The following is a 21,120-nucleotide window of genomic DNA, read 5'->3' as shown; positions in this document are numbered from 1 at the left end:
CACGCTACCCGGGACACGTCCTGGCAGGATGACGGCGTGCGCCCCCGATCCCGCCGGCTGCTGGCCCTCGCGCTGCTCGCCCTGCTGGCCATGCTGTCGCTGTCCGGGTGTGTGCGGATGCACGTCGCGCTCGCGGTGTCCCAGGACGACCTGGTGTCCGGCGAGATGATCATCGCCGCACTGCCCACAAAGGACGGTGACCAGGGCCCGACGCTGACCATCCCGGCCGAGCTCGCCGACCGGGTGCGGATGGAGAAGTACGCCGCGGACGGCTACGTCGGACAGAAGGTGACCTTCTCCGAGCTGCGCTTCGCCGACGTGTCCGTGCTCAGCGAGACGATCGTCACCGGCAACACCCAGTACCGGTTGAGCTTCCGCCGCTCCGGCGACCTGGTCTCGATGGCCGGCTCGATCGACCTGACCCAGCTGCCTTCCGACCGGGCCGACGTGCAGATCAGGATGGCGTTCCCGGGCTCGATCAACCGGACCAACGGGCTCAACGACGCGGGCACGATCAGCTGGTCGCCCAAGCCCGGCGCGGTCACCGAGTTCGGCGTGACCGCCGAGTACACCGACACCTCCGGCGGCTCGTGGATCAAGTGGGCGCTGATCATGGGCGGCGCGGCGGTCGGCGTCGCGCTGATCGTGCTGCTGCTCGCCCTGCTCGTGCACCGGCACAGCCGCAAGCAGTTCGCCGCCGAGCAGGCCCAGGCGAACCTCAGCTGGTACGGCTCGGCACCAGGTTGAGCCGGTCGACCACCTCGATGGTCGCCTTGGACCGGTTGAACGTGTAGAAGTGCAGCACCGGAACGCCCTCGGCGAGCAGCCGCTCGCACAGCTCGGTGACCACGTTCATGCCCTCCGCCCGGAACGCCGCGGCGTCGTCCACCAGCGGGTCGAGCCGGGCGGCCAGTTCGGGCGGCACCTGAGCGCCGGACAGCTCCACGCTCTTGCTCAGCACCCGCGGCGTGGTCAGCGGCATGATCCCCGGGACCATCAGCGCCTCGCAGCCGCGCGCGGCCACCCGGTCGCGCAGCCGCAGGAAGTCGTCGGCCTGGAAGAACAGCTGGGCGATGGCGAAGTCGGCGCCGGCGCGCAGCTTGCGGACCAGGTGGTCGGTGTCGGTCTCCACGTCGGCCGATCGCGGGTGCCCGTACGGGAACGCGGCCACCCCGACGCAGAAGTCGCCGAGCTCCCGGACCAGCCGGACCAACTCGTCGGCGTAGGCCAGGCCCTCCGGGTGCCGCACCCACTCGCCCATCGGGTCGCCCGGCGGATCGCCCCGCAGCGCCAGGATGTTCCGCACGCCGAGGGCCGCGTACCAGCCGATCACGTTGCGCAGCTCGGCGATCGAGTGTTCGACCGCGGTCAGGTGCGCCATCGTGGTCAGCGTGGTCTCCCTGGCCACCCGGCCGGTGGTCCGGATGGTGCGGTCCCGGCTGGACCCGCCCGCCCCGTAGGTCACCGAGACGAACGCCGGGTCGAGGCCCTCAAGCGCGCGGATCGCGTTCCACAGCCGCAGCTCGTCCTCGTCGTCGCGCGGCGGCATGAACTCGACGGAGAACACGGGCCGGTCACGGCGCAGCCGGTCCACTACTGCGGTCATGCGAACCACAGTAATGGAGCCCCGACGCAGCGGTTACCGCCGTTATCCCGCACGATGAGCGGGTGCGCGCAGCCGTGATCGACGACGACGTCCCGGCCAGCGTCGAGGATGCCCTCGCCCGATATCTGGCCCAGCGCCGGGCCGACCTCGTGGCACGGGCCCCCGCCTTCGCCGATGCGGTCGACGCGCTGACCGGGTTCGTGCTCGGCGGCGGCAAGCGGATCCGGCCCACGTTCGCCTGGTGGGGCTGGCGCGGTGCGGGCGGCGCGGCCGGCGGTGAGCGGGCGGCGGTGGTACTGCGCACGATCAGCGCGCTCGAGCTGCTGCAGGCCTGCGCGCTGGTGCACGACGACCTGATGGACGCCTCCGCGGTGCGCCGCGGATCACCCACCGTGCACGTGGCGTTCGCGGACACGCACCGCACCAAGCAGTGGCTGGGCGATCCGGACCGGTTCGGCATGGCCGCCGCCGTCCTGATCGGCGATCTGGCGCTGGCCTGGGCGGAGGACATGTTCGCCGGCGTGGACGGCGCCCGCCCACCGGCCGGCGCCCGGGAGGCCTGGCAGGCGATGCGGTCCGAGGTGCTCGCCGGGCAGTTCCTCGACGTGCTGGTTCAGGCCACCGGAGACGAGTCGGCCGGCGCCGCGCTGGCCGTCGCCCAGATGAAGACCGCGGCCTACACCGTGGAACGGCCGCTGCACCTCGGCGCGGCGCTGGCCGGGGCGGACGAGCGCACGCTCGCCGCGGTGCGCCGGTTCGGCGCCGACGTCGGGGTGGCCTTCCAGCTGCGCGACGACCTGCTCGGTGTGTTCGGCGACACCCGGGCCACCGGCAAGCCGGCCGGCGACGACCTGCGCGAGGGCAAGCGCACCCTGCTGGTCGCGCTCGGCCTCCAACTCGCCGAGCGGGCCGGCCGCGGCGCCGACGCCGCGATGCTGCGCGCCGCCCTCGGCGATGCCGACCTCGCCCCGCCGGCCATCGAGCGGATCCGCGACGTGCTCACCGGCGTCGGCGCGGTCGACGCCGTCGAGCGGCGGATCGAGGCCCTCACCGGCTCCGCGGTGACCGCGCTCACCGAGGCCCGGCTGGCCGAGCCGGCGGCCTCCAGGCTGGCCGAACTCGCCGTGGCGGCCAGTCGCCGGGACCGGTGAGATGAAACCAATTGGTGCTCGTCGCGGCCGTCGAACCCGGACATACTGCAACCACGGGGTCCGCGATGCCGCACACTGGGTGAACGGTACGGCGGCCAGGCGGGAGCGAGGATGAAGCGGGCAGGGCGGGGGTGGTTCCGGCTCGTCGCCGTGCTGAGCGCGCTCGTGCTGGTCTGCGCCAGCTGCAGCAACGCGGTCAGTGGATCGCCGGTGCCCGGCACGATCCCACCGCTGACCGCCGCCGAGTCCATCAACCAGTCCCTGCTGAACTTCGGCGAGTCCGGCGCCGTGCACTACAAGGGCTCGCTGACCTCGGCGTCCGACGAGAAGCTCGGGTTCGAGGTGACCGTCTCGGCGGCCGGCGAGGTGCTCGGTCAGATCACGCTGAGCGACGCGCCCGCCAACATCCTGGTCATCAACAAGACGCTGTACGTGAAGGCGCCGGCCGCGTTCTGGGCCGCCCTGCGCGGCATCGGGGACGGTGCGGGCAAGGGCACGGCCTACGCCGACCGCTGGGTCAAGCTGCCCTCGGTGCTGCTCGGCGTGGAGTTCGCCGAGATGTTCACCCCGGACGCGGTCAGCCAGGACCTGGCCAAGCAGCCCACCGACGGCGAAGGGGCGCTCGCCGACCGGCCGAAGTCGACCGAGTCCGGCGTCGAGGTGATCAAGGTCCCGCTGGACCTCGGCACGCTGTACCTGGCCGCGCAGCCGCCGCACGGGCTCACCAAGATCGCCCTGTCCAAGTACGGCAAGACCGACAACACCCGGGTCAGCGACCTGGTGGTGGACGTGGTGGACACCTCGGCCAACAGCACCGCGTTCTACACCGACCTCGCCGCCCAGGCCGGACAACTGGTCAGCGCGGTGGACGCGCTGACCACGGTCCAGCAGGGCACGCACCGCTTCGAGGGCTGCGGAGCGGAGAGCTGCTCGCTGATCGTCGAGTTCACCAACACCGCCAAGGTGCCGGTCCGGGTGCACGTGAAGGCGGACTGGACCGGGGACAACGCCCCGCTGGGCGCGTGCGAGGTCCAGGTCGGACCGGTCGCCCCCGGCCAGCCCGGCTCGGCCACCTGCACGATCAACTCACCGGAATGGGTGAACTTCTGGCAGCGCGCGCACTCGGTGGCCGGCACCCACCCGTGGAACGCCGTGTTCGCCCCGCTGGTGCTCGCCGAAGCGCCGGACCTGGAGCAGGTCACCCGGCAGGCCCAGGCCAAGCCGGCGGACCCCAAGGAGCGCAGGACCGAGGGCAGCCACTACGTCTACGTGATCAACTACGGCGGCAAGGTGTGGAAGTACGGCGTGGTGGCCAGCCGGTACTGGCGCGACCACGCCACCCTGCAGCTGCGCACCTGCCTCGCGGCCAACCAGGCGGTGTGCACCTTCGAACTGGTCACCGCGACCGACAACGCCGGATCGGCGTACGCGCTGGAGAACCAACTGGTGCAGAAGTACCAGGCGGACAACAGCGGCTGCCCGGCGGGGCAGTGGGTCAGCTGCAAGCGCTGAGCTCGCGGCGCCACGTCGAGCTCGACGCGGCCTACCGGGCCTGCCGTCGGATCAACGCGCGCTACGGCCGCACCTACTTCCTTGCCACCCGGCTGCTGCCGGCCGACCGGCGGCCGGCGGTGCACGCGCTGTACGGGTTCGCCCGGGTGGCCGACGAGATCGTCGACGCGCCCGGCATCGCCCGGTCCGACCGGGTCCGGGGGCTGGCCCGGCTGGCCGACGAGCTGACCGCGGTCCTGGCCGGCGGGCCGGCCGGCCATCCGGTGCTCGCCGCGCTGGCCGACACGGTGCGCCGGTACCGCATCCGGCCGGAGCTGTTCGCCGGGTTCCTCGAGTCCATGCGGATGGACCTCACGGTCACCGACTACGCCACGTTCGCCGACCTGGGCCGGTACGTGTACGGCTCGGCCGGGGTGATCGGACTGCAACTGCTGCCGGTGCTGGGCACCGTCGGCCCGCCGGCCGAAGCCGAGCCGGCGGCGGCCGCGCTGGGCGAGGCGTTCCAGCTGACCAACTTCCTGCGCGACGTCGGCGAGGACCTCGACCGCGGGCGGGTGTACCTGCCGGCCGCCGAGCTGGCCGCGTTCGGCGTGGACCGGGCGCGGCTGGAATGGGCCCGACGCACCGGCCGGACCGACCCGCCGGTCCGCCGCGCGCTGGCCCACCTGGTCGCCTGCACCCGGGCCACCTACCGGCGCGCCGAACCCGGGATCGCGCTGCTGTGCCCGGAATCCCGGCCATGCGTGCGCACCGCGGCCACCCTCTACGCCGGCATCCTGGACGAGATCGTCGCCGCGGACTACGCGGTGTTGGGCCGGCGAGTGGCCGTCCCGGCCCGGCGCCGGGCCGCGGTCGCCGCGTCCGGGCTGGTGCGCGCGGTCCTGGCCAGAATCCCCTAGAAGGCGAGGGCCTGGGCGCGGCGCTTGACCTCGGTGCCGCGGTTGGTGCGCAGCGCCTCGATCGGGGTGCCGGGCAGCGAGTCGTCGGCGGTGAACAGCCAACGCATGATGTCGTCCGGGGTGAAGCCGGAGTCGGTGAGCACCGTGATGGTGCCGGGTAGTCCCTTGACGATCGCGCCGTCGTCGGTGAGGAACAGGGCGGGGACGACCAGGCCGCCGTCGCGCCGCACGGCGAGCAGGTGACCGTCGCGCAGCGCCTGCTGGACTCTGGTGACCGGCAGGGACAGCCGCGCCGCGACTTCCGGCAGCGTCAGGACCTCCACGTCAGGCTCGAGAACGTCCTCAGCAGACGGAATCGGACTCACGCGAACACCCTGCCACACTCCGTGCGCCCAGCACAGAAATCGGCGGGTCGGCCACACGCACCGCGCGGGCTACGTACCATCGACGATCGTGGAGAACGGCCCCGCCCTGACCGGAACCCTGCTCGAGCAGAGGTACCGGGTCGACGGGCTGCTCGCCCGAGGCGGGATGTCCTCGGTGTACCGGGGTCTGGACACCCGGCTGGACCGGCCGGTCGCGATCAAGGTGATGGATCCGAAGTTCGCCGCCGACCGCACCTTCGTCGACCGGTTCGAGCTGGAGGCCCGCTCGGCGGCCAAGATCCACCATCCGAACGTGGTCGCCGTGCACGACCAGGGCCTCGACGGCGAGAACGTCTACCTGGTGATGGAGTTGGTGGCCGGCGGCACGCTGCGGGACCTGATCGACGAGCGCGGCGCGCTTGGCGTGCCGCTGGCGGTGTCCATCATGGAGCCGATCCTGGCCGCGCTCGCCGCCGCGCACCGGGCCGGGCTGGTGCATCGCGACGTGAAGCCGGAGAACGTGCTGATCGGCGCGAACGGGGCGATCAAGGTCGGCGACTTCGGCCTGGTCCGGGCGATCGCCGGGGTGCGCACCACGAGCAGCAGCGTGATCCTCGGCACGGTCGCGTACCTGTCTCCCGAGCAGGTCACCACGGGCACGGCCACCGCGCGCGGCGACGTCTACTCGGCCGGGATCGTGCTCTACGAGATGCTCACCGGCACTCCGCCCTACGTCGGGGACAACGCGCTGTCCATCGCCTACCGGCATGTCAACGACGACGTCCCGGCGCCGGGCAGCGGGCTGCCGGCCCTGGACGAGCTGATGCTGCGCGCCACCCGGCGGGCGCCGGCCAGCCGGCCGGTGGACGCCGGGGCGTTCCTGATCGACCTGGAGCGGATCCGCGCCACCGCACCGGTTCCGCGGGTTCCGGTGCCGGTGCCGCACTGCCACCAGGTGGACCTGACCGTGCCGGTGTCGGCCGAGGACCAGGCCCGGGCGCTGGGGCTGGATCCGCCGGGACCGGTCGCCGCCGCCGACGCGGACACCCTGGTGCCGGTCAGCAACGCGACCGTGGTGCGGCAGGTGCCGGCCGGGTTCCAGCCGGTCGGTCCGCAGGGCACCCGGGCGCTGCTGCGCTCCGATCTTCCGCCCGGCGCGGACCCGGCGGTGCTCGCCGCGCCGCCACCGAGCCCGCCGTACGGCACCCCGCCGCCGCCGTCTCGGCCGCCCGGCCCGCCGCGCCCGCCCCGCCAGCCGATGAGCAGGCGCAACCGGACCCTGCTGCTGAGCATGATCGGGGTGCTGGTGCTGGCCCTGATCGGCACCAGCACCTGGTGGTTCGCCGCCGGCCGGTGGACCTCGGTGCCCGCGGTGACCGGGCTGGACGAGGCCGGCGCCACCCAGGCGCTGACCGACTCGGATCTCAACGCCGCGGTGGTCCGCAAACCCAACGACGAGGTCCCGCTCGGCACGGTGATCGAGACCGACCCGGCCGCCGGCTCCAGTGCGCTGCGCGGCGACCAGATCAAGCTGATCATCTCCACCGGGCGGCCGAAGGTGCCGGAGATCCGCCCGGGGATCAGCGTCGACGAGGCGAGCGCCGCGATCACCTCGGCCGGTCTGAGCCCGCTGCCGCCGGACGACGGCACCGCGGAGTTCGACGACAACGTGCCGGAGGGCACGGTGCTGCGGCTCGACCCGAAGACCGGCACCGAGCTGAGCCTCGGCGCCACGGTCAAGGTCGTGCTCAGCAAGGGCCCCAAACCCAAGCCGGTGCCGGACGTGCGCGGCAAGACCCGGGACGAGGCGTTCCAGATCCTGTCCCAGGCCGGCTTCGAACCGTTCGACGAGCCCGCCGCGTTCGACCGGGACATCGACGCCGGCAAGGTCATCAAGACCAACCCGCAGGCGAAGACCGAGCTGAAGGCCACCGACACCAAGCGGATCGGCGTCACGCTCTCCAACGCCATCAGCGTGCCCGACCTCACCCAGGGCAACGTCGCGCAGGCTCAGGCCACGCTCGCCGGCCTCGGTCTGCGCGCCGAGGTCCAGCAGTTCGGCCTCGGCAACCCGAACGGCCGCGTCTTCGCCCAGTCCCCCGACCGCGGCGGCCGAGTCGAACCCGGCGGCCGCGTGGTCATCTTCGCGCTGCCGTGACCCCGGCGGTTCCCCGCCGTCAGGAGCGGAGCATCTCGGCGACGAGGAAGGCGAGTTCGAGGGACTGCTGGGTGTTCAGCCGCGGGTCGCAGGCGGTCTCGTAGCGGCCGTGCAGGTCGGCGTCGGAGATTTCCTGGGCGCCGCCGAGACATTCGGTGACGTCCTCGCCGGTGAGCTCGATGTGGATGCCGCCGGGGTGGGTGCCCAGCCGGCGGTGCACTTCGAAGAAGCCCTGCACCTCATCGACGATCCGGTCGAAGTGCCGGGTCTTGTAGCCGGTGGAGGACTCGTGGGTGTTGCCGTGCATGGGGTCGCACTGCCAGATGACCTTGTGCCCGGCGGCGGTGACCTCCTCGATGATCGGCGGCAGCACCTCGCGCACCTTCGCGTTGCCCATGCGGCTGATCAGGGTCAGCCGGCCGGGGACGCCGAACGGGTCAAGGCGCTTGACGTATTCCACGGCCTGGCTGGGGGTGGTGGTCGGGCCGATCTTGACGCCGATCGGGTTGGCCAGCAGCTCGGCGAAGGCGATGTGCGCGCCGTCGAGCTGGCGGGTGCGGTCGCCGACCCAGAGGAAGTGCGACGACAGGTCGTAGAGCTTGGCCTCGTCACCGCCGGTGTCCAGGCGCAGCATGGCCCGCTCGTAGTCGAGCAGCAGCGCCTCGTGGCTGGCGAAGATCTCGGTGCTGTGCAGGGTGGTGTCCTGCACCCCGCAGGCGGCCATGAACCGCAGCCCACGGTCGATCTCGGTGGCCAGCGCCTCGTACCGCTCACCGGCCGGCGAGGTGCGCACGAAGTCCTTGTTCCAGTCGTGCAGGTTGTTCAGGTCGGCCATGCCGGCCGCGGTCAGCGCGCGCAGCAGGTTCATCGCGGCGCCGGCGTTGGCGTAGGCCCGGATCATCCGGCCCGGGTCCGGCGTCCGCGCCTCCGGGGTGGCCACCAGGGAGTTGATGATGTCCCCGCGGTAGACCGGAAGCCCGAGGTGGTCGGTGTTGTTCGAGCGCGGCTTGGCGTACTGCCCGGCGAACCGGGCGACCTTGACCACCGGCACGCTGGCCCCGTAGGTCAGCACCACCGCCATCTGCAGCAGCGTCCGGATGTTGCCGCGGATGTGCGGCTCGGTGTTGTCCGCGAACGTCTCCGCGCAGTCGCCGCCCTGCAGCATGAACGCCTCGCCGCGAGCGACCTCGGCGAGCCGCTCGCCCATCCGGTCGATCTCGGTCGGCACCGTGATCGGTGGGACGCTCTCCAGCAGCGTGCGCACCTGGCGCACCTGACCGTGGTCCGGCCATTCGGGCTGCTGTGCGGCCGGGCGGGCGAGCGCGTCGTCCAGCGCGGTCCGAAGGTTCGGCGGCAACGGTGGCAACTCCGGGAGTGTGTCCACCGGGACGTCCACGGTCCAGTTCACAGACCAAGGGTAGGAGGTCGCGCTACAAAGCCAATCTTCGGGCCGATGCCGATCAGCCGTAGACCGGGTCCGGCCGCCGGTCCGCCCACGGGTGCGCCCGCTCGTACTGGCCGGACAGCGACAGCAGCCGCCGCTCGGCATCCGCCGGACCGATCAGCTGCACCCCGATGGGCAGACCGGCGTCGTCCCAGCCGACCGGCAGCGCGGCCACCGGGTAGCCGAGCACGTTCCAGGTCGGGAAGTACGGGATGCCCAGGGATACGCCGGCGAGCGTGCTGGTCGTGCCGCTGCCGTGGTAACGGCCAACCCGCGGCTGCCGGGTGGTCCACCCGGGCTGCAGCAGCACGTCGAAATCGCCGAAGAACGCGCTCATCCGCTTGTGCAGGCCGGCCTCCGCGGCGCGGGCCCGGGCCAGCACGCGGTCCGGGATCGTGCCGCCGAGCCGGGCGATGCGCCGGGTGCGCGGCTCCAGCCACTCCGGATGCGGCAGCCCGGCCACGTCGTCGGCCACTCCGCGCAGGTAGCGGACCAGGAACTGGGGCGACGGCCGCGGCCCGAGCGGTGGGTCGGCCGGCTCGACGTGGTGGCCGAGCGCGCGCAGCCGATCGGCGGTGTCCAGCACCGCCTGCCGGCGCGCCGCCTCGATCCTCGGCGGCTTGCCGAGCGGGGTCCACCAGGACAGCGCGACGCGCAGCGGACCGGGGTCGGCGTCCACGGCGGCCCGGTAGCCGCCTGCGGGGTCCACCGGCCCGCCGGCGATGACGTCCAGCAGCGCGGCGGCGTCGGCGACCCGGCGCCCGAGCGGGCCGATCACGGACAGCCCGTGCCAGTCCTGCCCGGCACCGTCGTCGATCAGCCCCCGGCTGGTCTTCATACCGAACACGCCGCACGCCCCGGACGGGATCCGCACCGACCCGCCGCCGTCGGAACCCGTTGCCACACCGACGATCCCGGCCGCGATGGCGGCCGCCGAGCCGCCCGAGGAGCCGCCCGGGGTGTGGTCGAGCTGCCACGGGTTGCGGGTCGCGCCGTAGGCGAGCGTCTCGGTGAACGGCCACAGGCAGCGGTCCGGCGTCCGGGTGTGCCCGATGACCACGGCGCCGGCCGCGCGCAGCCGGGCCACGACCGGGCCGTCCCGTTCGGCGGGCGGGAACTGCGGGCGCCCGCCCTTGCCGGTGAAGTCGCCGGCCACGTCCAGGTCGTCCTTGATCGCGACCGGCACGCCGAGCAGTGGGGTGCGCTCACCGGCGTCGATCCGCCGCTGCGCCGCGGCCGCCGCCGCCCGCGCCGCGTCGCCGTAGACCGTCCGGAACGCGTTCAGGGTCGGGTCGACCGCGTCGATCCGGCGCAGCACCGCCTCGGTCAGCTCGACCGCCGACGCCGAACCGTCCCGCAGCGCCGCGGCCTGCGCGTCCGCACCCGCCCACAACAGCTCGTCGATATCCATGCCAGGCACCCTAAGGCCTGTCGTTGATCATCGTGTGAAGCCTGGGGCCAACCAACGCAACCTCAGGGGCACCGTGACGCAACCCAGCCACACTCAACCCGCCAACCGGCACCATCAGCTGGAACGCAACAACAGCAGTTAATCCCGGAGAGGCGGGCCAGCGAGGCGGACTAGCGAGGCGGAACAACTAACCGAAGAACACTTCGGCTTCGGCGTAGCGCTCCAGTGGCACGGTCTTCAGCTCGGCGGTGGCCTCGGACAGCTTGACCCGCACGATGTCGGTGCCGCGCAGGGCGACCATCACGCCGAAGTCGCCGTCGGCCACCGCGTCCACCGCGTGCAGCCCGAACCGGGTGGCCAGCACCCGGTCGTAGGCGGTCGGCGTGCCGCCGCGCTGGACGTGGCCGAGCACCACGGCGCGGGACTCGGCACCGGTGTGCCGGGTGATCTCGTCGGCCAGCCAGTTGCCCACCCCGCCCAGCCGGACGTGGCCGAACGCGTCCTTCTCGCCGCTGGCGAGCACCTCGTCGCCACCCTCCGGCAGCGCGCCCTCGGCCACCACGATGATCGGCGCGTACTGCCGCTCGAACCGCCGCTTCACCCAGGCGACGACCTTCTGCACGTCGAACGGTCGCTCCGGCACCAGGATCACGTTGGCCCCGCCGGCCAGACCCGAGTGCAGCGCGATCCAGCCGGTGTGCCGGCCCATCACCTCGATCACCAGGGCGCGGTGGTGCGACTCGGCGGTGGTGCGCAGCCGGTCGATGGCGTCGGTCGCGATGTGCACCGCGGTGTCGAAGCCGAACGTGTAGTCGGTGGCGCCGAGGTCGTTGTCGATGGTCTTGGGCACCCCGACCACGCCGACGCCGTCCTCGGTGAGCCGCCTGGCCACGCCGAGGGTGTCCTCGCCGCCGATCGCCACCAGCGCGTCGACGCCCTGGTCGGCCAGCACCTGCTTGATCTTGTCGACGCCGCCCGAATCCTTGTACGGGTTGGTTCGGGACGAGCCGAGGATCGTGCCGCCGCGGGCCAGGATGTCCTCGACGTCGGCCAGGCCGAGTGGGCGGACGTTGCCCTCCATCGGGCCCTGCCAGCCGTTGCGGAAGCCGACCAGCTCCCAGCCCTTCGCCTCGATTCCCTTGCGGACCACCGCTCTGATCACGGCGTTCAGTCCAGGACAGTCACCGCCACCGGTGAGCAAGCCAACACGCATCTGCCGATCCTCCATCCCAGGGCTCAACGGAGACTGGTCGCGGTCTGGACCACGAGTCGGCGCTAGCCTGCCACCTTCTGGATCGGTGCAGCAAGGCGACCCGGTTAACAGCCGGGGAAGCCGCGCCGAACACGTTCCGCCTCGATCACCCGCCAGCGAGCCAAGTTGTGCCGGGCGTCGGCGAGCGCGTCGTGCGCATCCTCCGGCGGCACCGGCAATGTCGGTTTGCCCACGTCCTCCCAGCGCTGGCGCAGTTCCCGGGTGAACCGGGGCAGCACCCGGGGCAGGGCCGGCATGTCCCCCCACAGCTGGGCAAGGGCCACGTGGTCGTAGGCGGCGAACCAGGCCCACAACTCGACCCGCTCGCCGTGCGGGCTGAGGAAGCGCAGCAGCCGCTCCCGCATCGTGGTCCGGTCGCACCAGACCGGGTCGCCCGGCGGCGGAAGCTTGTCCAGCACGTGCTCGCGCACCCAGGCACCGGCCTTCGCCGGGTCGAACTCGGTCGAGACCGCGTAGAACTCCCGGCCGTTCTCGTCCACGACACCGATCGACACCAGGTCGATGGTCGACCCGTCCTCGATGAACTCGGTGTCGTAGAAAAATCGCACCACGGCAGCCTAGTGCCGGCCCGCGGTCAACCCGCTTTGATCCGCGCGGCCCGGTCGGCGTCGGCGGGCGGAGCGGACTGCCGAGGCACCATCGGACCGGTGGCGGCCACGCCCATCAGCTCCTTTGCCTTGGCCGCGTAGAGGTCCACGTACTCCTGGCCGGACAGCTCCATCAGGGTGTACATGATCTCGTCGGTGATCGACCGCTCGACGAACCGGTCCCCGGCCAGGCCGTAGTAGCGGGAGAAGTCCAGCGGCTCGCCGACCTTGATGTGGATCTTGGTCGGCTTCCACATCTTGGAACCGATCGGGTTGGCCCGGTCGGTGCCGAACATCGCCACCGGGATCACCGGGACCCGCGCCTCGAGCACGATCCGGGCCATGCCGGTCTTGCCCTTGTACAGCCGGCCGTCCGGCGAACGGGTGCCCTCCGGGTAGATGCCGAGCAGGTGCCCCTCGCGTAGCAGCCGGATACCGGTGTCCAGCGCGGCCTGGGCGGCCGAGCCGCTGGACCGGTCGATCGGGATCTGGCCGACTCCGCTGAAGAACCACTTCTTGAACAGGCCCTTGATCCCCGGCTGGGTGAAGTACTCCAGCTTGGCCGTGAACGTGACCCGCCTGCGGACCTTCAGCGGCAGGAAGAACGAGTCGGACACGGCGAGGTGGTTGCTGGCCAGTACCGCACCGCCCTCGGCCGGGATGTTCTCGGCGCCCTCGATCGAGGGCCGGAAGAACAGGTGCAGCAGCGGGCCGATGAACACCCGCTTCATGAGCCAGTACAGCACCGCGAACCGCGCCTCCGTTCCTTACCGCCCCCGCCTTCCGCTCGCCGAGCCTACGGAGACTCCGCACGCAGGCACAATCCCGGGACATCCGCATGCCGGAACCCGTAACACCGACGAGGAGAACGGAGACTTCGACGTCATCACGGTACAGAACCACGTAACAACCGAGCCGAACCAGGCCGTCGAAACCGACCTGATTTCACCGACCAACCGGGCGCCGGTTCGTGCGACGATGGGCCCACCACCGTGCAGCACGGCCTAGTCGCCTGAGGAGGGCCGAGGTGTCCGATCGACCCGAGGATGTCGACGCAGCGTTCGCCGCTATCGTCGCCGATCTGGAACGCGAGGGTCTCGGAGCGGACGTCCAGGTCGACGAGCCGACGACGGAGGCGCTCCCGGTCGCCGACCCGGATGCGGGCAAGCCGGAGGCCGCCACCGGCGAGCCGACCGCGCCGATCGCGGCGGCCTGGCGCGGGCACGACGCCGAATGGGACTGGTCCTGGAACAACGACGAGGAGCACTACGTCCCGCCCGAGCCGCCGCCGATGCCCCGGCTGCGCCCACTGACCGTGCTCGCCCTGCTGCTGGTGGTCGCCGGCGTGCTGCTGCTGGTCTCCCCCGCCCTCGTCGGTCTCGACCCGCGGATCGCCACGCCGATCTCCCTGGTCGCCCTTGTCTGCGGCTTCGGCCTGCTCTTCCTGCGCATCCGCCGCTCCCCCGCCGACACCGGCGACGACAACGGCGCCCAGGTGTAGCCGTCACTCCAGCTCCGCGGCCAGGGTGGCGGCGCCGACCAGGCCGGCGTCGTCGCCGAGTTGGGCGGTGCGGATCCGGGCCAGCGGGCGGTGCCCGGCGCCGGTGATCACCGACTTGTAGTGGTCCCGGGCCTCGTCAAGGAACAACGGGGCGGACTCGGAGACGCCGCCGCCGATCACCACGATCTCCGGGTCGTAGATGTCCGAGATCAGCGCAAGACCCTCGCCGAGCCAGGTGGCCAGTTCGGCCATGGCCAGCAGGGCCAGCGGGTCACCGTCCCGGGCCGCGGCGCCCACCTTTCGGCCGGTGACGGCCCGGGAGTCGCCGGCGGCCTCGCGGGCGAGCACGGTGGACCGGCCGGGGTGGCGGGCGAGCAACTCGACGGCGGTGGTGGACAGCGCGGTGCCGCTGCAGTAGCGCTCCCAGCAGCCGGACTTGCCGCACGGGCACGGCCGGCCGCCCGGGACCAGGCAGAGATGGCCCAGTTCGGGGGCGACGCCGAAGGCGCCGCGGAACACCGACCCGTCGAGCAGCAGGCCGCCGCCGATCCCGGTGCCGATCGCGACCAGCACGGCAACCCCCGCCCCCCGGGCGGCGCCGTACCGGTACTCGGCCACCAGCGCGGCGTTGGCGTCGTGCTCGAGCACCACGGGCAACCCGGTTCGCTTGGCGATCCGGTCGGCCACCGGTGCGCCGCGCCAGGCCAGGTGCGGGGCGAACATCACCGACCGGCGGTCGGCGGAGACGAACCCGGCCACCGCCAGCCCGACGGCGGTCACCACGTGCCGCTCGGCCAGCCCGGCGACCACCGCGGTGATCGCGTCCTCCAGCGCCGCCTGCCCGGACGGCGTCGGCGCCCGCGCGGTGTCCAGCACGGTGCCGTACCGGTCCACGACGGCACCCCGCACGCTGGTGCCACCGACGTCGATGCCGATCGTGCTCAACCCGGTTGTTCCTTGCGTCGCACCGGAATCCGCTGGACCCGGGTGGGCCGCTCCGGCCGGAAGCCCGGCATGTGGACCACGTCGGGCTCCCACCGGTCGGCGAGCACCGCGCGCAGCAGCGCGACCAGGTCGGCCGCCCGGTCCAGCCCGCGCGTGGCCAGTTCGGGCGGCTCGCCGCGGACCAGTGCGAGCACCGCGCACGCCGGGCACCACTGCGCGTCGTGCTGCTCGTGGTCGCCGGCGGCCACCCGGTCCAGCCACGGCCCGGCCCGGTCGGCCACGGCATCGAGCAGCATCCGCAGTTCCTCCACCAACCGCGTGCCCGGACCGGACGGCGCGGTCAACGCGGCCCGCCGTCCGGCTCGAACCGCAGCACCAGACCGTCCGGGCCGGCCTCGGCGTCGGTGACGGTGTGCCGGCGCAGCAGCGCCGGCAACGCGATCAGCCGGCGCACGCCGTCCACGGTGATCACCAGGTCGTCGCCGGCCCTGGCCAGGTCCAGGTCCGCGGTGTCGGTCAGCGGCAGCGCGATCACCAGCTCCTGCGCCGCCCCGGCCGCCCGTACCGAGAGCAGCGGGGCCGGCCGGTGGGTGCGGGCCAGCGGGTCCGCACCGGCGTAGAGCTCGTCGGCCAGGTCGAGCAGCGCCGCGGTGCCGACCGGTTCGGCGGCCCGGTGCTCGACCACCCGCACGGCCAGCGGGGTGGACGCGGCCAGCTCGGCGAGCACCGCGTCCTGCTCGGCCCGCCGGGTGCGCAGCCAGCTCGCCGCCGGACCGGACCAGCGCCGGGCCCGCGGCACCAACCGGTTGGCCACCAGCCCCTCGACGTGGATGCCGCGCAGCGCCAGGGCGGTGAGCGTGCGCCGGGTCTCGGCCACCACCAGCCGCTCGGGAGTGAACACCAGCCGCACGCCGGCCCGCTCCGGGTCGGCAAGCAGCCCGCGCAGCGTCCCGAGATGCTCGGCCAGGGTGGTGGCCGCGCCGCCGGCGACCGGGTGGATCCGGCTCAGGTAGCCGGCGATCGCCTCGGGCAGCGCGAACAGCCGCAGCGTCTCCGCGGTCGGCCCGCAGTCGACCACGACGGCCTCCCACGGACCGTCGTCGGCCAGCCGGGCCACCTCGGTGAGCGCGAGCAGCTCGTCCACGCCCGGCAGCACGGTCAGCTCCTCGGCGTCCAGCTCGTCCACCCCGGCCCCGGACAGCACTCGGCGCAGCGCCTCGCGCAACCGCGGCCAGGACCGGTCGGCCAGCGCGCGAACGTCCACATGCGCCCCGAACAGGCAACTGTCCACTTCGGACGGTTCGCCGGACAGCGGCACGCCGAACGCGTCGGCCAGCGAGTGCGCCGGGTCGGTGGACACGACCAGCGCCTTGCGTCCGCCTGCGGCCAGCCGGGCGGCCGTGGCGGCGGCCAGGGTGGTCTTCCCCACCCCGCCCTTGCCGGTGAACAGGAGGATGCGCAATGCCGGGCTAGCTTTCCTCGACGCGGCGCTTGAGCTCCTTCAGCGCGGTGTCCATGATCATCTTCTCGGCCTTGCGCCGGAACAGCCCGATCATCGGCACCACGAGCTGGACCGACAGCGTGTAGGTCACCCGGGTCTTCTCGCCCTCCGGCGTGAGCTGGTAGGTCCCGGTCTGGGCACGCTGCATCTGGCCCTTGACCAGGTTCCAGTTCACCGAGAGCCCGTCGGAGGCCCAGGCGTAGGACAGCGTGTAGACGTCCTTGAACGGGCCGGCGTCCAACGTGAACCGCACCTGGCTGGCGTTGCCGTCCGGACCGGTCTCCAGCACCTCGGTCTGCTTGACCGCGTTGGCCCACTCGGGATACGCCGGGAAGTCCGCGATCACCCCCATGATGGCGGTGGGCGGGGCGTCAACCACGATGGACTGAGTGGACTCGTCGGCCATGGCGGCAGGTTACCCCGCACTTCACCAGCGCAGAACGTATGGCCGCTCGGCGCGCTGGAAATGTCCGACGTTGGCGCATTCGGTGCGGCCCACCCGCATCCGGGCCGCCAGCGGCTGGTGCACGTGCCCGAACAGCGAGGCGCGCGGGGCCCGTTCCCGGATCAGCTCGAGCAGGCCGGCCGAGCCGTACTCGGCCCGCCGGGCCAGCACGTCGTAGGTCAGCTCGGGCAGGTCCGGCGGGATGTGCGTGCACACCACGTCCACCGGGTCCAGCCCGCGGACCGCGGCGGTGTACTCCTCGGCGGTGCGCAGGTAAGGCCGCCATCCGCCGCCGCGCCGGCGCTTGGTGACCGTGGGCGGCAGCTGCCCGCCGCCGACGAAGCCGAACCGCAGCCCGCCGATCTCGGTCACCGTGCCGTCCAGGATCCGCACGTTGTCCCCGGCGTACTCCGGCCACAGCTCGGGCATGTCGACGTTGCCGGGGGTGGCGTAGGTGGGCGCGGTCAGCGCGGCGAACAGCTTGGCGTACTGCTCGCGGATCGCCTCCTCCACCACCGCGCCCGGGTCGGCCAGGCTCCCCCACAGCGAGCTGACGTAGGAGACGATCTCGGCGCTGCGGCGCTCGCGGCGCAGCGCGGCGAACACGGCGACCTTCTCGGCGCCGAAGATCGAACCGAGGATGCCGCCGGAATGGTCGTGGTAGTCCACGAAGTCGATCAGGTCGCCGAGCACGAGCAGCGCGTCCGCCCCGTCCGCGGCCCTGGCCAGCGCGTCGACGTTGCCGTGCACGTCGGAGACCACGTGAAGCCGCACCAGCAAACCCTACGTGAGCGCGGGCGGGCAGCCAGGTCTCCTGCCCTCCTCCAGCCGGTGTTTGAGGCCCAGTGCCAACGACTTCGCGGCCAGCTGCCGGCGGGTGCGCTCGCGGCACAGGTCCCGGCCCCGGCGCGGACCGCCGGCCGGGTCGGCCCGCAGGAAGTAGTGCAGCACCGTGCCGTCCAGCACCGGCTCCAGCCAGACCTCCATGGTGCCGACCAGCGCGCCGCGCACGGTCCAGCGCAGCCCGGCGTCGCCGCGGTCGGCGTAGACCTCGAGGGCGAGGTCGGGCCAGAACCGGCGCCAGGCGAGCGGGTCGGCGAACACCGCGGCCACTGCCTTGGGCGGCGCGACCAGGAACGTCTCGTCCACGATGTCCAGTTCGGGCACCCGTGCAGCCTCTCATGCGGGCACCTCACTACGGTTTCTGGACGTGTCGAGTATCGGTGCGGCGGTCACCGACCAGGAGAACCTGACCGACATGGTCTGGGCCAACGCGGAGCGGTTCGCCGACGCGGTCGTCTTCCGCCGGCGGGAGAACGAGTCCTGGCGCGACGTCACCGCGCGTGAGTTCGCCGGCCAGGTGCTGGACGTGGCCCGCGGGCTGATCGCGGCCGGCCACCCGCCCGGCGCGCGGATCCCCACCGGGGGCGCCGGGTACGACTGGGTGCTGGCCCAGTTCGGCGTGTGGACCTCGGGCGGTGTGCCGGTGCCCGGCGCGGACCCGGTGGTCCCCGGCCGGCTCGCCGAGGCCGGGCGCGCGGTCGACGAGCGGGTGGCGCACGCCCGCCGGCTGGCCGTCGGCGCCACCGACCCGGCGACCGCGGAGGCCAGCCATGGCGAGCTGCTGGCCGCGGTGCGCGGCACGGTGCTGCGCCGGGCGCGGCTGTTCGGCGTCGGCAGCTCGATGCTGATCCGGCTGCCGGTGGAGCACCCGCTCGCCCGGCTGATGGTGCTGTGCGGCGTGTACACCCGCACCACGCTGGCCATCGGCCGGGACGCCGACCTCGGCAGCTACCGCCCGACGGTGGTGGTGGCCGAGCCGGACCTGCTCGAGCGGGTGCACGACGCGGCCAGGAACCGGGCCCGGGCCGAGGACCGCGGCCGGCTGTTCGCCGCGGCCGAGGCGGTCGCCGTGGAGTACAGCCGATCCCTGGACCGGACCGGTCCGGGTATCACGCTGCTCGGCAAGCACATGGCGGCGAACCGGTTGGTCTACCCCAAGGTGCGGGCCGCGCTCGGCGGACGGTGCACCGCGGTGCTGTGCCCCGGTGAGCCGGTCGACCCGCGGCTGCGGCACTTCTTCCGCGGCATCGGGATCGCGGTCCAGTCCGTCTGAGCAACCCCGCTGCCCACCCGTGCACCGGGGCTTCCCGGCGGCCGGCCGGTCCGGCGATCGTTGCCCCGTGGACGCGCAGCAGATCAGCCAGGCGGTGGGCTACAGCATCGCCGCCGACGAGCTCACCGGTTACGTGCGGCACACCAGGCAGCTCGCCGAGGAGCTGACCCGGCTGGCCCGGCGCCGGATCGCCACGGTGCGGGAGATCACCGAGGACAGCTTCGGCCGGATCGGCAGGGAGACCGGCTTCACCGCCGCGCTGAACCGGTTCGCCGGTGCGCTTGAGCACCAGGTCGGCGGGATCGCCGGCAACGCGGACAAGCTCAGCGACGGCGTGGCCAAGACCGCGCGCAACTACCGCCGGCAGGACCAGGAGCTCGCCGAGGACCTGTTGAACCTGCTCGACTGAGCGAGCGTGCGAGCGCATCAATCTGACGCCGAGGGGCACACACGTGGACACCAGACTCATCGCGCGCAAGGTCGCCGGACAGCTCATCGAGCACCGCGACCGGCTGGCCGGCAAGGCCGAGGACGCCCAGCGCGCGCACGAGGTGCTGGCCGCCGGCGCGCGGGCGATCACCGAGCACCGCGACGCCCATCACCGCGACGCGGCCACCGCCACCAGCCACTGGGACGGGTCCAACGCCGGCGCGTTCGACCGGCGGGCCCGCCGGGTGACGAAGTCGCTCGAGGTCACGGCGGCCTCGGCCGGGCGCGGCGCGGAGATCGTCGGCACCGCGGCGGCCGCGCTGGACGGCGGGCACCGCGCGGTGGTGCGGCTGGTCGAGGAGTACACCACCCGGGCGGCGGCGGCGCTGGACGCCGGGCTCGCGGTGAAGGGCGCCGGGGCACAGGCCGCGCTGGTGCGGGCGGTCGGCCAGGTGGTCGACCTGGTCCGCGACTACACCGGCGAGTCGGCCAAGCAGCTCGCCGCGGTGCAGCACCAGCTGCGCGAGTCGGCCACGGCGCTGCGGGCGCTGGAGCGGACCGTCGAACACGACGGCTTCGTCGACCCGACCCGGACGCGCCGGCCGAAGGGGAAGGCGCAGCGGCGCAAGCCGGACCGCAAGCCACGCACGCCGGATGGCCAGCCGACCACCCGGTCCGGCACCACCAACAAGATCAAGAAGGTGGCCCGCAGCCAGCTCGGTTACCACGAGGGCCCCGGCAACCGGAACAAGTACGGCCCGGCGGCCGCCTGGTGCTCCTCGTTCGCCACCTGGGTGTGGCGCAAGTCCGGGGTGAACATCCCGATCCTGCCGTTCACCGGCGACGTCTACCGGTGGGGCCAGCGGCACGGCCTCGCCTACGGCAACCGGAACCTCGGCCAGGTCCGGCCGGGCGACGTGCTGCTGTTCGGCACCGGCCCGCAGAGCACCAGCACCAGCACGCACATCGGGATCGTGGAGAGCGTGCACGGCAACCAGGTGACGCTGATCGAGGGCAACTCCGGCGACCGGGTCCAGCGGGTCACCCACACGCTGTCCGGCTCGACCTTCTACGGCGGGGTGCACCCGCGATGACCGACATCACCGGGACCGCCCGGACCCCCGCGGTCGTGGCCGAGGTGTATCCGGGCGGGGCACTGCGCTCGCTCACGCTGTCCGAGCGGGCCTCGGCGCTGGGCCGCCGGGCACTGGCCGAGGCCGTCGTCGCGGCGGTCGCCGAGGCCACCGCGCGGGCCAACCAGCGCGCCCGGCACGCGCTGGGCGACGCGGTCACCCGGCTCGGGCTGGACACCGACGCCGGGCTGGTCGAGCGGGTCGAGACGACCACGCCGCACACCTGGCGGGTGTGATGGACCCGGCGGCCATGTCGACCGATGAGCTGATCGCGGCCAGCGCGGAACTGGCCGAGCGGGCGCACGGGGTGTCCGACCGGCTGGCCGGGATCACCGGCCGGGCGGCCGCGAACGGGATCGAGGTGACGGTCAACCTGGACGGCATGATCATCGCCGTCGAGCTGTCCGAGGAGGCGCTGCGGCTGCCGCCGGACCGGCTCGCCGCCGAGCTCACCCGGCTCACCCACGAGGCGGCGGCGGCCGCGCTGGCCGAGGGGGTCGCCACCCTCGAACCGGTCGCCGGCGAGCCGCTGCTGGCCCTGCTCACCGCGCAGGAGCCAGCACCCCCGCCGGAGTCCGCGCCTACCCCACCGGCCGACGAGGACTTCTCCGCGATCGAGAGCTGGGCGCTGCCGCGCTGACCGG

24 protein-coding genes are annotated in these 21,120 nt (G+C 73.1%); 11 read left to right on the top strand and 13 right to left on the bottom strand.

The features are described 5' to 3' along the window. Positions 1 to 36: 36 nt before the first annotated feature. Positions 37 to 747 (top strand): LppM family (lipo)protein, encoded by a 711-nt coding sequence (locus tag VFV67_RS25445; RefSeq protein WP_326473160.1) that lies wholly within the window; start codon positions 37 to 39, stop codon positions 745 to 747. Here VFV67_RS25445 and VFV67_RS25440 read toward each other — a convergent pair. Next, on the bottom strand, positions 719 to 1,606 hold the full coding sequence (locus VFV67_RS25440) for a methylenetetrahydrofolate reductase (RefSeq protein WP_326473159.1): 888 nt from the start codon (positions 1,604 to 1,606) through the stop codon (positions 719 to 721). The genes VFV67_RS25445 and VFV67_RS25440 overlap by 29 nt on opposite strands. Positions 1,607 to 1,668: 62 nt before the next feature. Here VFV67_RS25440 and VFV67_RS25435 point away from each other — a divergent pair, with 62 nt between their 5' ends. The 3 genes from VFV67_RS25435 (at position 1,669) to VFV67_RS25425 (ending at position 5,168) form a co-directional block, all read left to right on the top strand. Next, positions 1,669 to 2,757 (top strand): polyprenyl synthetase family protein, encoded by a 1,089-nt coding sequence (locus VFV67_RS25435; RefSeq protein ID WP_326473158.1) that lies wholly within the window; start codon positions 1,669 to 1,671, stop codon positions 2,755 to 2,757. Positions 2,758 to 2,868: 111 nt separating this feature from the next. Continuing rightward, on the top strand, positions 2,869 to 4,269 hold the full coding sequence (locus tag VFV67_RS25430; protein ID WP_326473157.1) for a hypothetical protein: 1,401 nt from the start codon (positions 2,869 to 2,871) through the stop codon (positions 4,267 to 4,269). Further along, a complete protein-coding gene (locus VFV67_RS25425) occupies positions 4,248 to 5,168 on the top strand; it encodes a phytoene/squalene synthase family protein (protein WP_326473156.1) in 921 nt (306 codons plus the stop codon). Before VFV67_RS25430 ends, VFV67_RS25425 begins: the two co-directional genes overlap by 22 nt. Here the strand turns inward: VFV67_RS25425 and VFV67_RS25420 are convergent. Continuing rightward, a complete protein-coding gene (locus VFV67_RS25420; protein ID WP_326473155.1) occupies positions 5,165 to 5,533 on the bottom strand; it encodes an Rv2175c family DNA-binding protein in 369 nt (122 codons plus the stop codon). The two genes, VFV67_RS25425 and VFV67_RS25420, sit on opposite strands and share 4 nt — an antisense overlap. Positions 5,534 to 5,618: 85 nt before the next feature. On the opposite strand from VFV67_RS25420, the gene VFV67_RS25415 reads away from it, so the two are divergent. Then, positions 5,619 to 7,691: a Stk1 family PASTA domain-containing Ser/Thr kinase gene (locus tag VFV67_RS25415; protein ID WP_414636347.1), complete on the top strand. Its 2,073-nt coding sequence runs from the start codon at positions 5,619 to 5,621 to the stop codon at positions 7,689 to 7,691. 19 nt (positions 7,692 to 7,710) lie between these two features. On the opposite strand, the gene VFV67_RS25410 is transcribed toward VFV67_RS25415, so the two are convergent. The 5 genes from VFV67_RS25410 to VFV67_RS25390 form a co-directional block, all read right to left on the bottom strand. Further along, a complete protein-coding gene (locus VFV67_RS25410) occupies positions 7,711 to 9,099 on the bottom strand; it encodes a class II 3-deoxy-7-phosphoheptulonate synthase (protein ID WP_326473153.1) in 1,389 nt (462 codons plus the stop codon). Positions 9,100 to 9,151: 52 nt separating this feature from the next. Continuing rightward, positions 9,152 to 10,546 (bottom strand): amidase family protein, encoded by a 1,395-nt coding sequence (locus VFV67_RS25405; RefSeq protein ID WP_326473152.1) that lies wholly within the window; start codon positions 10,544 to 10,546, stop codon positions 9,152 to 9,154. 187 nt (positions 10,547 to 10,733) lie between these two features. Continuing rightward, positions 10,734 to 11,759, bottom strand: coding sequence for a 6-phosphofructokinase (locus VFV67_RS25400; protein WP_326473151.1), 1,026 nt, complete (start codon positions 11,757 to 11,759; stop codon positions 10,734 to 10,736). A 104-nt stretch (positions 11,760 to 11,863) separates the two neighbouring features. Next, positions 11,864 to 12,367, bottom strand: coding sequence for a polyadenylate-specific 3'-exoribonuclease AS (locus VFV67_RS25395; RefSeq protein WP_326473150.1), 504 nt, complete (start codon positions 12,365 to 12,367; stop codon positions 11,864 to 11,866). Between the two features lie 26 nt (positions 12,368 to 12,393). Next, on the bottom strand, positions 12,394 to 13,152 hold the full coding sequence (locus VFV67_RS25390; RefSeq protein ID WP_326473149.1) for a lysophospholipid acyltransferase family protein: 759 nt from the start codon (positions 13,150 to 13,152) through the stop codon (positions 12,394 to 12,396). Between the two features lie 281 nt (positions 13,153 to 13,433). On the opposite strand from VFV67_RS25390, the gene VFV67_RS25385 reads away from it, so the two are divergent. Next, the gene (locus tag VFV67_RS25385) at positions 13,434 to 13,907 is read left to right on the top strand and encodes a hypothetical protein (RefSeq protein WP_326473148.1); all 474 of its coding nucleotides are present in this window, start codon (positions 13,434 to 13,436) and stop codon (positions 13,905 to 13,907) included. Positions 13,908 to 13,910: 3 nt separating this feature from the next. Here VFV67_RS25385 and VFV67_RS25380 read toward each other — a convergent pair whose 3' ends face one another. The 6 genes from VFV67_RS25380 to VFV67_RS25355 are packed head-to-tail and all read right to left on the bottom strand — an operon-like array spanning position 13,911 to position 17,965. Beyond that, a complete protein-coding gene (locus tag VFV67_RS25380) occupies positions 13,911 to 14,837 on the bottom strand; it encodes an ROK family protein (RefSeq protein WP_326473173.1) in 927 nt (308 codons plus the stop codon). 11 nt (positions 14,838 to 14,848) lie between these two features. Then, positions 14,849 to 15,148, bottom strand: coding sequence for a hypothetical protein (locus VFV67_RS25375; protein ID WP_326473147.1), 300 nt, complete (start codon positions 15,146 to 15,148; stop codon positions 14,849 to 14,851). Between the two features lie 44 nt (positions 15,149 to 15,192). Continuing rightward, positions 15,193 to 16,314: an ArsA family ATPase gene (locus tag VFV67_RS25370; protein ID WP_326473146.1), complete on the bottom strand. Its 1,122-nt coding sequence runs from the start codon at positions 16,312 to 16,314 to the stop codon at positions 15,193 to 15,195. 7 nt (positions 16,315 to 16,321) lie between these two features. Next, complete coding sequence (locus tag VFV67_RS25365; protein ID WP_326473145.1) at positions 16,322 to 16,759, bottom strand: SRPBCC family protein; 438 nt, start codon at positions 16,757 to 16,759, stop codon at positions 16,322 to 16,324. A 21-nt stretch (positions 16,760 to 16,780) separates the two neighbouring features. Next, positions 16,781 to 17,572 carry a metallophosphoesterase family protein gene (locus tag VFV67_RS25360; RefSeq protein WP_326473144.1) on the bottom strand — a complete coding sequence of 264 codons (792 nt, stop codon included), beginning with the start codon at positions 17,570 to 17,572 and terminating at the stop codon, positions 16,781 to 16,783. A gap of 9 nt (positions 17,573 to 17,581) precedes the next feature. Continuing rightward, positions 17,582 to 17,965: a polyketide cyclase / dehydrase and lipid transport gene (locus VFV67_RS25355; RefSeq protein ID WP_326473143.1), complete on the bottom strand. Its 384-nt coding sequence runs from the start codon at positions 17,963 to 17,965 to the stop codon at positions 17,582 to 17,584. Positions 17,966 to 18,008: 43 nt separating this feature from the next. On the opposite strand from VFV67_RS25355, the gene VFV67_RS25350 reads away from it, so the two are divergent. The 5 genes from VFV67_RS25350 (at position 18,009) to VFV67_RS25330 (ending at position 21,116) form a co-directional block, all read left to right on the top strand. Then, positions 18,009 to 18,914, top strand: a complete 906-nt coding sequence (locus VFV67_RS25350) for a hypothetical protein (protein ID WP_326473142.1) — start codon at positions 18,009 to 18,011, stop codon at positions 18,912 to 18,914. A gap of 67 nt (positions 18,915 to 18,981) precedes the next feature. After that, a complete protein-coding gene (locus VFV67_RS25345; protein WP_326473141.1) occupies positions 18,982 to 19,323 on the top strand; it encodes a type VII secretion target in 342 nt (113 codons plus the stop codon). 43 nt (positions 19,324 to 19,366) lie between these two features. Beyond that, positions 19,367 to 20,437 (top strand): CHAP domain-containing protein, encoded by a 1,071-nt coding sequence (locus VFV67_RS25340; RefSeq protein ID WP_326473140.1) that lies wholly within the window; start codon positions 19,367 to 19,369, stop codon positions 20,435 to 20,437. Next, positions 20,434 to 20,712, top strand: a complete 279-nt coding sequence (locus VFV67_RS25335; RefSeq protein WP_326473139.1) for a YbaB/EbfC family DNA-binding protein — start codon at positions 20,434 to 20,436, stop codon at positions 20,710 to 20,712. The genes VFV67_RS25340 and VFV67_RS25335 overlap by 4 nt, the downstream gene beginning before the upstream one ends. A 14-nt stretch (positions 20,713 to 20,726) precedes the next feature. Next, on the top strand, positions 20,727 to 21,116 hold the full coding sequence (locus VFV67_RS25330; RefSeq protein ID WP_326473138.1) for a hypothetical protein: 390 nt from the start codon (positions 20,727 to 20,729) through the stop codon (positions 21,114 to 21,116). Positions 21,117 to 21,120 lie beyond the last annotated feature (4 nt).

Source organism: Actinophytocola sp. (assembly GCF_035762905.1).
Lineage (GTDB): Bacteria > Actinomycetota > Actinomycetes > Mycobacteriales > Pseudonocardiaceae > DASYTH01.
This window is presented reverse-complemented; position numbering and strand designations above follow the sequence as displayed.